The 13,854-nt window shown below is 27.5% G+C and carries 12 protein-coding genes; 5 read left to right on the top strand and 7 right to left on the bottom strand.

From position 1 onward, the window contains the following. Positions 1 to 213 precede the first annotated feature (213 nt). Complete coding sequence (locus Q0T35_RS09485; protein ID WP_295812659.1) at positions 214 to 684, bottom strand: GyrI-like domain-containing protein; 471 nt, start codon at positions 682 to 684, stop codon at positions 214 to 216. Between the two features lie 338 nt (positions 685 to 1,022). Beyond that, a complete protein-coding gene (locus Q0T35_RS09490; protein WP_295842791.1) occupies positions 1,023 to 1,802 on the bottom strand; it encodes a nitrilase-related carbon-nitrogen hydrolase in 780 nt (259 codons plus the stop codon). A 401-nt stretch (positions 1,803 to 2,203) separates the two neighbouring features. Here Q0T35_RS09490 and ahcY point away from each other — a divergent pair, with 401 nt between their 5' ends. Further along, positions 2,204 to 3,517, top strand: a complete 1,314-nt coding sequence (gene ahcY / locus Q0T35_RS09495) for an adenosylhomocysteinase (protein ID WP_295842793.1) — start codon at positions 2,204 to 2,206, stop codon at positions 3,515 to 3,517. A gap of 199 nt (positions 3,518 to 3,716) precedes the next feature. Here ahcY and Q0T35_RS09500 read toward each other — a convergent pair whose 3' ends face one another. Beyond that, positions 3,717 to 3,857, bottom strand: coding sequence for a hypothetical protein (locus Q0T35_RS09500; RefSeq protein WP_295842796.1), 141 nt, complete (start codon positions 3,855 to 3,857; stop codon positions 3,717 to 3,719). 456 nt (positions 3,858 to 4,313) lie between these two features. On the opposite strand from Q0T35_RS09500, the gene Q0T35_RS09505 reads away from it, so the two are divergent. Continuing rightward, on the top strand, positions 4,314 to 5,528 hold the full coding sequence (locus tag Q0T35_RS09505; RefSeq protein ID WP_293917925.1) for an acetate kinase: 1,215 nt from the start codon (positions 4,314 to 4,316) through the stop codon (positions 5,526 to 5,528). A 62-nt stretch (positions 5,529 to 5,590) separates the two neighbouring features. On the opposite strand, the gene Q0T35_RS09510 is transcribed toward Q0T35_RS09505, so the two are convergent. The 3 genes from Q0T35_RS09510 to Q0T35_RS09520 all read right to left on the bottom strand — a co-directional run bounded on the left by Q0T35_RS09510 (position 5,591) and on the right by Q0T35_RS09520 (position 8,305). Then, positions 5,591 to 5,833 carry a hypothetical protein gene (locus Q0T35_RS09510; RefSeq protein WP_295842800.1) on the bottom strand — a complete coding sequence of 81 codons (243 nt, stop codon included), beginning with the start codon at positions 5,831 to 5,833 and terminating at the stop codon, positions 5,591 to 5,593. A gap of 737 nt (positions 5,834 to 6,570) precedes the next feature. Further along, a complete protein-coding gene (locus Q0T35_RS11190) occupies positions 6,571 to 6,771 on the bottom strand; it encodes a hypothetical protein (protein ID WP_366937737.1) in 201 nt (66 codons plus the stop codon). Between the two features lie 235 nt (positions 6,772 to 7,006). Continuing rightward, complete coding sequence (locus Q0T35_RS09520; RefSeq protein ID WP_293917929.1) at positions 7,007 to 8,305, bottom strand: aminopeptidase P family protein; 1,299 nt, start codon at positions 8,303 to 8,305, stop codon at positions 7,007 to 7,009. Positions 8,306 to 8,598: 293 nt separating this feature from the next. Between Q0T35_RS09520 and Q0T35_RS09525 the strand changes: the two genes are divergently transcribed. From Q0T35_RS09525 to Q0T35_RS09535, 3 genes are all read left to right on the top strand, one after another. Continuing rightward, entirely contained in the window at positions 8,599 to 10,059 is a 1,461-nt protein-coding gene (locus Q0T35_RS09525; protein WP_295842803.1) for an aminoacyl-histidine dipeptidase, read from the top strand. 241 nt (positions 10,060 to 10,300) lie between these two features. Then, entirely contained in the window at positions 10,301 to 11,587 is a 1,287-nt protein-coding gene (locus Q0T35_RS09530) for an adenylosuccinate synthase (protein ID WP_295842805.1), read from the top strand. Positions 11,588 to 12,385: 798 nt separating this feature from the next. Then, complete coding sequence (locus Q0T35_RS09535; RefSeq protein ID WP_295842807.1) at positions 12,386 to 13,162, top strand: hypothetical protein; 777 nt, start codon at positions 12,386 to 12,388, stop codon at positions 13,160 to 13,162. Positions 13,163 to 13,218: 56 nt separating this feature from the next. On the opposite strand, the gene Q0T35_RS09540 is transcribed toward Q0T35_RS09535, so the two are convergent. Beyond that, positions 13,219 to 13,764: an azurin gene (locus Q0T35_RS09540; RefSeq protein ID WP_293917937.1), complete on the bottom strand. Its 546-nt coding sequence runs from the start codon at positions 13,762 to 13,764 to the stop codon at positions 13,219 to 13,221. Between the last annotated feature and the right edge of the window lie 90 nt (positions 13,765 to 13,854).

A 13,854-nucleotide genomic window follows, 5' to 3' on the forward strand; every position in this document is an offset into this window, starting at 1 on the left:
TCGTCTTATCAATCTATTTTCAAACTAAAAGGTTTAGACATTTTTTAAATTTATTTTAAAAAGCTTTATTTTATATAAAATAACTTTGAGGATAAAGAATAAATTGAATTTATATAACCCGGAAGTTAACTACATAAAAAATAAATAGGTATTTAGTTGTATATAGGTAAACTTCCGGATTATTCATTTCTTAATTAAATTATTTTATATACCTTACTTAATTGGTATGACTAAATCTACAATGAATTTTTTTTCTGGATGTGTTTTATTATCATTATAATAAACTTCAAAAGATTCTTGAGTTCCGAATTCATAATTATTATCACGGATCCAATCCACAACTTTATTCCAGGATTGTTGAAATAAATCTTCAGTAATTTCAAAATGACCTACAGCATATTTCCCTTTTTGGATGAAAAGTGTTTTGATATATCCTTGTGGATCATAATTATTATCAATTGGAGTGCAAACGCTCCATCTTACTTCCGAGGGGGCAGTCATTTGGACATTATCATGATAAATTGTAATCAGTTTGAAGTTAGGTGATTGAGTGAGGTTATTTTCTTTAGCCCAATTAAGTAGTTTTTCATAATATGAATCACAATTTCCTAATTCACCTTTACAAGTAATACCCGCAAGTTTAATTTCCTCTAATTCCTTTACTGTAATTAATTCTTTAGTCATAGTATTATATTTATTGATTTAATTTTACAAATGTATTTTTCAGTTACGTAAACTTATAATATCAATCTTGCTAATTTCATATTTCAATTTTAAGATAATATCTTTCAACTTTATTTGATTTTGAAAATTGTAAAAAACAAGGTGTGTTTTAACTGTTTCTGAGTTAAAGATTTAACACAATATGTTTATTTTGATTTTAATTATATTAAAACAATATTTAAATAAATGTTAAGATAAAAAAGTATAAGTGTAAGAGACAAGATATATAATCTAATCATTTATCTTATAAATAGAAAGTTAATCTTATCACTATATTATAGTTAAAATAACAAATGGTTTTATAAAAACTGGAAATGGCCTTGATCTTCAAGAAAATGATAAATGTTTCTGCATCTTTTTATTTCTTCTTGAGAAATTATCTGTTTATAGATAAAATTATTAACTTTATTGACTTTCAAGAGTTTTCCCTCGGGTGTGAAAATTGAGGAATGTCCTAGATAGGAAAGTCCATTTCCATCAGTTCCTAGTCTATTAACTCCACAAACATAACATAAATTTTCAATTGAACGTGCTTTTAGTAAGGTATCCCAAGCTTCAATTCGTTTTTTAGGCCAATTAGCTACATTTAATAGCAAATCGTAATTTTCTGTATTTCGGTTCCAAACAGGGAAACGTAAATCATAACAAATCATTGGACAAATTTTCCATCCTAGATATATAAATGTAACCTTACTATTCCCTGGTTTGTAAAAAATATTTTCTCCGCTAAAAGAAAATAAATGACGCTTATCATAAGTAGCTACAATTTTTCCATCAGCTATGAATATGAAACGGTTGTAATGTTCATCATATTCGCTAATAGCTACGCTTCCACAAATAGCAACATGATTTTCCAAAGAAATATCAATCATCCACTGGACCGTTTTTCCATCCATTTTTTCAGCAATTTTAGAAACATTATTACTAAATCCAGTATTAAACATTTCAGGTAAAATAATAATATCAGAGTAATTTATATCTTTTATTATTTCAGATAGATATGTAAGGTTTTCGCGATTATTTTCCCATATAGGAGAATATTCAATTAAATGGAGAATTATTTCGTTTTTAAAATTCATAATAAAAAAATAATTAAGATAAAAATATTAAAATTATCCAAATACTATTTTGTTTTATGTAATGAATAATGAGAAAATTGTTAAACTAATTATATAGTTGTATGTTTAAAAAGGTACATATTTTATTATAAATAAATCAATTATTCATTTAATAATAGTCTATTACCTGATTTAATAATGATATATTAGCAATATACTAATATTAATAATTAATAAGCAGAGTAATTAATTTATGATATATCAATCCGTTAAACTACTATAGATAATATTTCTTAAAAACAAGAATAAAGTTGATATTTTATTTTTTTATAGTAATTATTTTAATTTTAATTAAACATTAAAGATAAATATATGTTGTAGGTTGTGATATAAATTAATAACTTTGAATAAATTTTATTAGTATGAGCACAAAAATAGATTATATCCCATACAAAGTTAAGGATATCTCACTGGCAAAGTGGGGCCGAATGGAAATAGAATTAGCTGAAGCTGAAATGCCTGGGTTAATGGCCCTTCGCAAAGAATATAAAGAGGAGCAGCCATTAAAAGGAGCAAGAATAGCAGGATGTCTCCATATGACTATTCAAACCGCTGTGCTAATTGAAACTTTGCAGGCATTAGGAGCTGAAGTTTCATGGAGCTCATGTAATATTTTTTCAACACAAGATCATGCTGCTGCTGCTATTGCGGCAAAAGGTACATCGGTCTATGCTTGGAAAGGAATGAATGAAGAAGAATTTAATTGGTGCATAGAGCAAACTTTATTCTTCGGAGATGAAAAAAAACCTTTAAATATGATTTTAGATGATGGAGGAGATTTAACTAATATGGTATTAGATAAATATCCGGAATTAGTTTCGGGAATTAAAGGATTATCAGAAGAAACAACAACGGGTGTACATAGATTACATGAAAGAGTGAAAAACGGCACATTAGTATTACCGGCTATCAATGTAAATGATTCTGTTACCAAATCTAAATTCGATAATAAATATGGATGTAAAGAGTCAGCAGTTGATGCCGTGCGTAGAGCTACCGATTTAATGATTGCAGGAAAAGTAGTAGTGGTAGCTGGTTATGGAGATGTAGGGAAAGGTTCTGCTGCTTCATTTAGAGGAGCCGGAGCCAGAGTAATTGTAACTGAAATAGATCCGATATGCGCATTACAAGCTGCTATGGATGGATATGAAGTTAAAAAGATGGATAATGCCATTACGAAAGCAGACATTATTATAACTTGTACGGGGAATTGCGATATAATACAAGGAAAGCATTTTGAAATGATGAAAGATAAAACCGTAGTTTGTAATATTGGTCATTTTGACAATGAAATTGATATGGCCTGGTTAAATGCAAACTATGATTCTACCAAAATAACTATCAAACCGCAGGTAGATAAGTACACAATTAACGGTAAAGATATAATAATTCTTGCAGAAGGTCGTTTAGTAAATCTAGGCTGTGCAACCGGACATCCAAGTTTTGTTATGAGTAATTCATTTTGTAATCAAACTTTAGCTCAGATAGAATTATGGCATAACTCTCATAACTATGAAAATAAAGTGTATACCTTGCCAAAGCATTTAGATGAAAAAGTTGCAAAATTACATTTAGCTAAAATAGGAGTAGAGCTTGATATATTATCTGAAAAACAAGCAAAATATATTGGCGTTTCAGTAGAAGGGCCCTTTAAGACGGATGAATATAGATATTAATAAATTCATTACTACACTAATTGGAATCCGGAAACTTTCCGGATTTTTTTATTTAATCTTATTTAAAATTCTTTTATATAGTTCGATATTTCCATGCATATACAAATTTTTTACCTTAGATTAAAATCAAGATCTCTTTTTGAAATAAATTTTTAAACTTATAAGGCGATCTAATTAAATAAAAATGCTAACTTTCTTACTAATATAGTATATCCATTGATTTATTAATAACCGGATATAATATGAAATATCCGATAATATCATCTCCAATAATTGCTACAAAGCTGGCTGTAACATTATTAAAATATCTATCAGATATGTAGCTAACTAATTCTTGCATTTTTAAACAATGATTTAAATAATGACATTCTAAACTTTTATCTTCGTTAGTTAGTTTTTCTCTGATATTTAATTGAGAATTATATAAAGGTTATTTCGGTAAGATATTGCTAACACCTTTTTTATTTTTATATTTCTTTGATCATAACATTTACAATCTTGAATATTAGATTTACGAATTTTAATTGTTAAATGCTCAATAAATTTAGATTGTTTTTTTCGGTAAAGTTTTAAAATGATTTATAAATTCCTTTAGGATAATTCTTAATTTTAGTTTGATCATTTAAAATTATATTAACCCTATAACTAATATAGATATAGAGATCTTGTTCATAGTAATTAACATTATTTTATTTTCAAATTCACAATTAAATTATTCTAATGGAACATAAATTTAATTTTTTCAAAATATTTAAAAGCCATACTTTTGCAGTAAAGTAAAAGTAAAAATTAAAGGATGTTAATATTAGTCATTAATGCTGGAAGTTCATCAATAAAATATCAATTACTTAATATGGATTCTGACTCCGTAATTGCTAAAGGATTGGTAGAAAGAATAGGTACTTCAGGAGGAAGTATAACTCATAAATATCTGAAAAACGGTGTTTCAGATAAAAAACAATTACATCAAGAATTTCCCACTCATGTAGAGGGAATGAAACTTATAGTAGAATTATTAACTGCCGATGATTTCGGAGTTATAAATGGGCCATCAGAAATTAAAGGAGTAGGGCATAGAATAGTACAAGGGGGAGGAAAGTTTAATGTTCCGGTCTTAATTACCGAAGAAGTTAAAAATGAAATTAAAGAAATGAGTGCTTTAGCCCCTTTACATAATCCTGCCAATTTATTAGGAATTGAAGTGGCACAAAAATTTTTTCCTGATATACCACAAATAGCTGTGTTTGATACAGCTTTTCATCTTACAATGCCGCCAAAAGCCTTCAGATATGCAATTCCCAACCATTTCTACACAGATTACAAGATAAGATCTTACGGAGCTCATGGTACTAGTCATAAATATGTGAGAAGACAAGCGGTAGAACATTTAAATAATCAAGAAGCAAAAATTATAACCATTCATTTAGGTAATGGATCAAGCATAACTGCAATAAATGAAAAAGGTGAAAGTATTGATACTTCAATGGGTTTTACTCCACTGAATGGATTAGTTATGGGAACAAGAAGTGGAGATATTGATCCTTCTGTTTTATTTTATATGGTAAGAGAATGTGGTGTGAAATTTGAAGAGTTGGATGATCTTTTAAATAAAAAATCAGGAATGTTAGGACTTACTGGAAGAAGTGATGCAAGAGATGTAGATGAAATGTATAAAAACGGTGACTCTAATGCCATTTTATGTTTAGATTTATATTCCTATCGAGTAAAAAAATATATAGGTGCCTATATAGCCGCTTTAAATGGGGTTGATGCGATCGTCTTTACCGCAGGAATTGGTGAAAATGATACTCAGCTTAGATCAATGATCTGTAAAGATCTGGAATATTTAGGTATAAAATTAGATGAAACTAAGAATATTGAATTTAGCGGACCGGATAAGGTTGAAGAAATTCAAACTAATGATTCAAAAGTAAAAATAATGATTATTCCTACTAATGAAGAATTAGAAATAGCTAATGATACAGTGAAAATTTTAAATGAAATAAAATAATTTAAAATCTATTAGTTTTGAAAAAAAAGCTGCTATATAGCAGCTTTTTTTATAATATATTTTTATTTCTTATAAACTACCTCTACATTCATTTGTTGAGGAAGTGTTTTTGACTTAACATTTTCGGGTAGAACGTTTGCATTTATTTTACCTTTATTCTCGGCTATTCCATAAGTTAACCAGTAGGGAAGAATACATACTAAGAAAGTAAGACACCAAAACCCAATAAAAGCTATTAATAAAAATAGAATAAAACCTATAAACTTGATAAACGGCCAGGTATCAATATAAAGCAATGTTACCATATTACAAATATTATATATTGTTTTGCTCAAATGTAATAATAAATTGTATTCAAAACAAAAAATATCTTAATAATTTATAGCTTGATTATTAAAAAACATTGAATAAATAAATAATGATTACAAAACATAATAATTTTATTGATATTATAGAAATTATTCCTTGGTTTTAAGCAGTAAAAAATTTAGAGAAATAACAAAACAACATTATACTAATTTTCTTTTCTTATTTATGAAAATAATCATTTACTATTCATAAAATTAACATACTATACAAGCGCTTTTTTATGAAAAATGTATAATTTTAATTATATAAAATAGAAGAAGAACACAAATTTGACCATGCCTTTTTCTCATAAAATTATCGTAATTTCGTTTTATAAAAATGTTCAAGAGTGCTCTAGTGAAATTAGCTGGTCTTTTAGCTAAAGATTGCAAGCTTATAAAAAAAACTAGGAGTTAGGTATTGCAAATAATGCCACCATTCAGGCATATACAACATTTCTCCATGAGATAAATGAGCTTTATCAAGGAGTAATATAATGTAATCCGGGCCATTTATCAAAATCAGGATTATCAAAATCTATATCTTATCGACAAATAGTGGCATAAGGGATTTTATACATATATTTAGTTTCTTGAGGCTTAATTAATATACATTGCTTTTCCCCTGCGAAATGAAAATGTAAAATGTTTGCTAAGTCAATATCAAAATACATAAATACATTAGATCCGGCACCTCAAAAAAATAACATAGGCAAACTTTTAAATAAATGTAAGCTCAGATCAGGAAATTGAAAATCGTCTTGCATGGTCGAAACTTGCTTTAAAATGTTAAATAAAAATATTCTTAAATTCGCAGGACCTTTTTGAAGCATATCGATATAGTCCTCCATTTTCATTCTTGCATCGGGTTTGTTTACTTTCTTATCTGCACTCACAGGATCGTTATTATATGATGGAACAATCTTATCTCCGGCGATCTTTTTTATATAATCAAAGTTCCATTTTTATAGGCAGGCCAATCTTCAGTTAATTTTTCAATTACAACCGGTTTTTGAGGTTTATAATAATAGTTGTAAAAATCATCATCTTTTGAAATTTTCTAAACACGATCGATTTTTTCATAATTAAACATAGGTTTTAGGTTTTTTAGGTTTGATTTAAATTCAACTATTATGAATTCATAAGATCTTCCAATTCTTCTATTTCAATTGGAATATTTCTCATTAAATTATGAGGATTTCCACTTGGCTGTATAACTACATTATCTTCAATTCTAATTCCAAACCCTTCTTCAGGAATGTATATACCCGGTTCTACTGTAAATACCATATTCGGAACGAAAGAATCAGTTAAAATTCCATAATCATGAGTATCTAGACCCAAGTGATGTGAATTTCCATGCATAAAATATTTTTTGTAGGCAGGCCATTTCGGATCTTGGTTTTTTACATCTTCGGAAGTTATAAGCTTTAATTTCAACAACTCTTCGGTCATTATATTTCCTACTTCCTCATGATAACTATACCAGTTGTTTCCAGTAATTAAAAGTTTAGTTGATTCGTTTTTAACATTCAAAACCGCCTGATAAACCTCTTTTTGTCTTTCTGTAAACCTTCCGTTAACCGGTAATGTACGAGTCATGTCCGATGAATAATTGGCATATTCAGCTCCTACATCTAATAAAACAACATCTCCATCTTTACATTCTTTATTATTTAAGATATAATGTAAAACATTACTATTATTACCCGAGGCGATAATAGGAGTGTAGGCCCAACCTTTTGAACGGTTTTTAATAAATTCATAGATTAATTCAGCTTCAATTTCATATTCCCAAACGCCAGGCTTAATAAATGGTAGTATTCTTCTAAATCCTTTTTCCGTAATATCACAAGCATGTTGAATAGCGTTAATCTCTTCTGGTTCTTTTATAGATCGTAAATGTTGTAATATGGGGTTACTTCTTAAATAACAATGTCCTCGATATTTATTTTGCAATTTTTTTATAAAACGATCCTCTCTTGTTTCAACTACTTTTTCAGCTCGATAATGTTCATTAATATTAATGTATATATTATCCATTTGAACCACCACCATTTCCATAATTCTTTCAAAATCTTGAAGCCAGTATACATTTTTAATTCCGGATACTTCCGTTGCTTGTTCTTTTGAATATTTTTCTCCTTCCCAAATAGCAATATGTTCATTTGTTTCACGTATAAACAACATTTCTCTATGTTCCTCTAAGTAAGCATATGGACATATTACTAATATAGATTCTTCTTGATCTATTCCTGATAGATAAAATAAATCTCTTTGTTGTTGGAAAGGTAAAGTACTATCTGCACTTATGGGATAAATGTCATTGCTATTAAATATTGCAACTGAATTTGGAGCCATTCTTTGGACAAATTTTTTTCTATTTTTTATGAATAAATTTTTGTCTAAAGTGATATATCTGGTATTCATTTAATTATATATTTTATTTTTCAAAAATACTAATAATACTTAAACTCTTTACATATTTCATAGACTTAAATGATGTTTTTTATAAATAAAATTTTGTTATAATAGACTATAAATTTTGATAGTACTCAATTGGAAGTTTTGTAAAATAGTAATATTTATTAAACTTTATTATGGTTAATTTTAAGAATCTAAGAGAACAAAAATCACATATCCATTAATTATTAGATTAAATTTTTGGTGTTTTTTTATAAAAAAAACGAAATTTGTTAATTAAAATTTATGTGTATTAAAATATGGATACCAACAATATCAGAAATTTAAAACCAGAAAGAATATGGAATCATTTTGCTGATTTAAATGAAATTCCAAGACCATCAAAAAAAGAAGATAAAATTATAAAATTTATAAAAAATTTTGGAGCTTCATTAAAACTTGAAACTATTGAAGATAAATGCGGCAATGTTATTATAAAGAAATCAGCAACTCCAGGTTTTGAAAATAGAAAGAAGGTTGTTTTACAGTCTCACTTAGATATGGTATGCCAAAAAAACAATGACGTAGAATTTGATTTTGAAACTCAAGGGATTAAAATGACATATGAGGGTGATTGGGTTCATGCATTGGGAACGACTTTAGGAGCAGATAATGGAATTGGAGTAGCTGCTATTATGAGTGTGTTATCTTCAAATGAAATTGAACATCCGGCTATTGAGGCTTTGTTCACTATTGATGAAGAAACTGGAATGACCGGCGCTTTTGAATTAGGTGAAGGACTTTTAACTGGTGATATTTTATTAAATTTAGATACAGAAGAAGATGATGAAATAGATATAGGTTGTGCTGGAGGAATTGATGTGACTGCACGGGCAAAATATGAAGAAAAAGAAATCGATAAAAACTTTTTAACTTATGAAATAAAGCTTTCCGGTTTACATGGAGGTCATTCAGGTATGGAAATTCATAAAGGTTTGGGTAATTCCAATAAATTATTAAATAGATTTTTATATGATTTCTTAGATTTGGATATCCGTTTAGTTTCATTTGATGGGGGAGGATTAAGAAATGCTATTCCCCGAGAAGCTCATGCAGTTTTTTCAATCTCTCAAGATAAGAAAGACCAGCTTGAAAATCGATTTGAAATCCTCTATAGTAAGATAAAATTAGAATTTAATTCTATAGACTCTAATTTGACATGTAATCTTACCTCAATAGATAAAGCTACTATAGGACTGAGTAATGAGGATAGTAAAAAGTTTATCTCTAGTTTACAAGCAGTTCATAATGGAGTTTTGCGAATGAGCCCGGATATAGAAGGATTGGTTGAAGCTTCGAATAATATAGCTAGAGTTCAAGTAGAAAATGGAAAAGCAGAAATACAATGTCTAACACGATCTTCCGTGGAGAGTTCAAAAATATGGGTTGCTTCTTCAGTTAAAGCAGCATTCGAATTAGCTGGGATGAAAGTTGAACTATCCGGCTCATATCCCGGCTGGAAACCTAATCCTTCTTCAGAAATTTTATCTATAGCTGAAAAAATTTATGAAAAAGAACATGGTGAAAAACCATCAGTTCAAGCTTGTCATGCAGGATTGGAATGTGGCATTATAGGTGAAAAATACCCTAATTTAGATATGATTTCATTCGGACCTACTATAAAAGGAGCACATTCTCCTAAAGAAAAGGTTAGCATTTCATCCGTGCAGAAATTTTGGAATTATTTATTACTAATTTTAAAAGATATTCCTGTAAAATGAATTTAAAATAATATTAATAATTAAATAGATTAAAGTTTAAATATTTTCGGTATTATAATTTATTTCCATTATAGATCGTAAAATTTTATCTATAAAAAAGTAAAAATAAAATTTTTATATTATTAATAAAAGCCAGTATTTTTTATAAAACATTATTTGTTTCTAATATTCAATTATTTTTGTAAAAAGAGTAAAATTTTTAATTATTTTTTTAAGTTAACTAAATAAAATTAAACTAAATATGTCAACATACGTGGTTGTCGGTCTACAATGGGGCGACGAAGGAAAAGGAAAAATTACGGACGTCTTAGCTGAAAAATCAGATTATGTCGTACGTTATCAAGGAGGAAATAATGCTGGACATACTGTATATGTCGGAGAAGATAAATTTGTTTTACATCTATTGCCATCAGGAGTACTTCAATGTAAAGGGAAATGTATTATAGGTAATGGAGTTGTAGTTAATCCTGAAGCATTTTTTAATGAAATTGAAGCTATTGAAAAAAGAGGATTAAGTACTGATCATGTATTCATAAGTAGTAGAGCACATATTATTATGCCTTATCATATATTACTAGATACTTATAGAGAAGAAATTGCAGGAAATTCACAGATTGGAACAACAAAAAGAGGTATAGGTCCCTGTTATGAAGATAAGGTAGCAAGAATAGGAATCAGAGCTATAGATTTGCTGAATCCAGAGGTTTTAAAAATAAAAATTAAAGAGAACCTTGCAGTCAAAAACGTTTTATTTGAAAAACTTTTTTCTAAAAAACCTCTTTTCTTTGAAGATATTTATGAAAAATATGTTGATTATGGTAAAAGACTTAAAAATCGAATTATAGATTCGGAATACGATATTAATCACGCAATAAAGGATCAAAAAAATGTTCTTTTTGAAGGAGCTCAAGCTCTCATGTTGGATATTGATTTCGGAACCTATCCGTATGTAACTTCTTCATCACCGACAACAGGAGGAACAACTGTTGGAGCCGGAGTTCCACCAACTAGTTTAAAAAATTTAATAGGTGTATCCAAAGCCTATTGTACGCGAGTAGGAAATGGGGCTTTTCCTACTGAATTGGAAAATAAAACTGGAGAACTTATTCGTAAAATAGGAAATGAATATGGCGCATCCACAGGACGTCCACGCCGTTGTGGATGGTTGGATTTGGTTGCTCTGCGATATTCTTGTATGATTAATGGTATTACCCATTTAGTTATAACAAAGTTGGATGTATTAAGCAATTTTGAAAAAATCAAAGTAGGTATAGCTTATCAAACTCCTGAGGGAAATAGTACTGAAGTTTTTCCTTCAACAATTGAAGAATTATCGACTTATGAAGTAATATATAAAGAATTGGAAGGTTGGAATGAAAACATTTCAGATGTTAAATCTTTCGAAAATCTACCCGATTCCGCTAAAAAGTATTTACAATTTATCGAAGAATATTTAGGTGTTGATATTTATTTAGTATCTGTAGGCCCTGAAAGGTCTCAAAATATTATTAAATCGACATTGAATTAGTCATTAATACTTCCAATTTTAGAATATTTATCAATTATACTCTATTTAAATTGATAAGATATATGAATGAGAAAATTAATTAGAATTATTTAAATTAAAGAACTAAATAATAAAAATAAATGGGGAATTGTGTAATAGGAATATTTACTTTTTCCCTTTTTTATTTAATATAAATAGTTATAGGATATATTAAAATTGTATAAGAACAAAGTTATTTTTATAAATTAATATCTTATTATAATAAATATTTGAATTTATATGTGTTAATTTAATTGTTTTTGTGTGTTAAGTGTCTAATAATGACATATAAATAAAGTAATTTATATAAATAATATATTTATATTTAATTGTGTTATTCCCATTTTTTTATTTAAAAATAATAAAATTATAACAATTATTATTTAATTCAGTGTAAATACCTTAGGATTTATTATAAATTATTGTTTATATTGCAAATGATTTGCTCGAATAATTTTATAAATTATTATTTTTATTATTAACATATAAATTTTATTTTTAAAGTTTTGTAGTATGATTTTATGTATAAATTATAAAGTGACTACACCTACACATTTATCTAATTTATCAACATAATATGCAAAGTTTAAGTTTATAAATTTTTAAATAGCTAAAAATACCTAAAATTTAAAATTAATTCGATCATCTAATAATTATTTAGATAAAATAATATTGGAAATAAATTTTTTGATCTTTTCTTAGAATGAATTCCGATTATTACAATCATAGAATTTGATATTTTGTCTTATAAAAAACTAATTATTATATACATATACGCTTATGAAAGAAAGATATTTACTTATTGTTCTGTTGATGTTTAATGTTAATATTGCACAAGAAGCAGAAAATGCTAAGCCAGTTGATTCTCTATTTACAAACAGTTCCTTATATAATCATCGTACAGAAAACTCAAAACCTTCTTATAGTCTTGTTAAACTCGAAAAGCTAATAGCAAAATCGAGAATGAAAAACAATCTTGATGAGGTAGAGGAGACACCAAATGAAGAAATTTATTTATCAGAAAAAGATTTCAATAAACTCTCTGTAAAAGAAAAATTTACTTATACAATGGTTTATCCTGAAATTAAATCTTCAAATTTTATCCTTGATTCATTAAATTTTAATTTAGAAAATAAAATTTTTGGAATGTTGCCTCTAACTGCTAATTATCCAAAATGGAGTTTAAGACAACAAAAATTTTTAAAAGAGAATAGAAAAATTGTGCAGGAACTAATACAAGAAACATCTGTAAAGAATCAAAAAATGGGACTAAATTTAAAAAAAGCATTGATTGATATCAATGCCATTGAATCCATTCCATTTATTATAGATTTCTATAAATCCACTGATAAAAACGATAAAGATTTACTAACGGTATTAATGTTACTAGTAAAGAAAAGTAACTATTATCCTTTTGTTAGGTCAAATATTTATCGTAAACTTTATAATGATACAACATCTTATCAGAAATCAAGCATTGAATATTCGGAAACGAATGAGGAATACATTTTAAAAACAGCCAAAAATTTTTATTTACAATCTCCTAAAATAAAATAACAATTTAACTATCATAAAAAAACAGGATTGAGTATCCTGTTTTTTTATTTCGAATATTATTCTACGATCAATTTACCTTTCATCGTTGCACTATGTGCAGGAAAGGTACATAAAAAATCGTAAGTACCTTTATCATCTATAGTAAAAGTAATAGTATCTTGTTCACCTCCTCCTAATAACTTTGTATGTGCTATTATGGAAGGATCGTTTTTAGGAATATAATTATCATTAACGTCGTTTGCTGCTCTGCTTGCAAATTCATTTAAATTTGTTCCGGGCTTTAAAATTACAATATTATGTCCCATATCTTTAATACTTGCCTTACCAACGTGCTTAAGAGTTAACGTTATGGGTTTTCCAGCTTTAGCCTTTAATTCATGTAAATTGAATTGCATAGCATCATTTCCTTCGATAATAAAAATATTTTCGGGTAAGTTTGCTATTTCCTCTTCTTTAGCCTTTTGAATATCTTCGGAACTCATGGAAGCCGCTGCTGCTAATGGGTCTGTTGTTTTAGAATTATTCTTATTATCAGAACACGAAATGAAATGATTTAATGACATTATAACTAAAGAAGAAAGGAATATTATCTTGTTTTTCATGTATTTATTTTTTATATGATTAAAAAAATTAGTGGTATTAGAATATTTAAATATAGTAAGAATAACCATTACCTAATTAAAAAATGATTT

This window comes from uncultured Apibacter sp. (assembly GCF_946479295.1).
Classification (GTDB): Bacteria; Bacteroidota; Bacteroidia; order Flavobacteriales; family Weeksellaceae; genus Apibacter.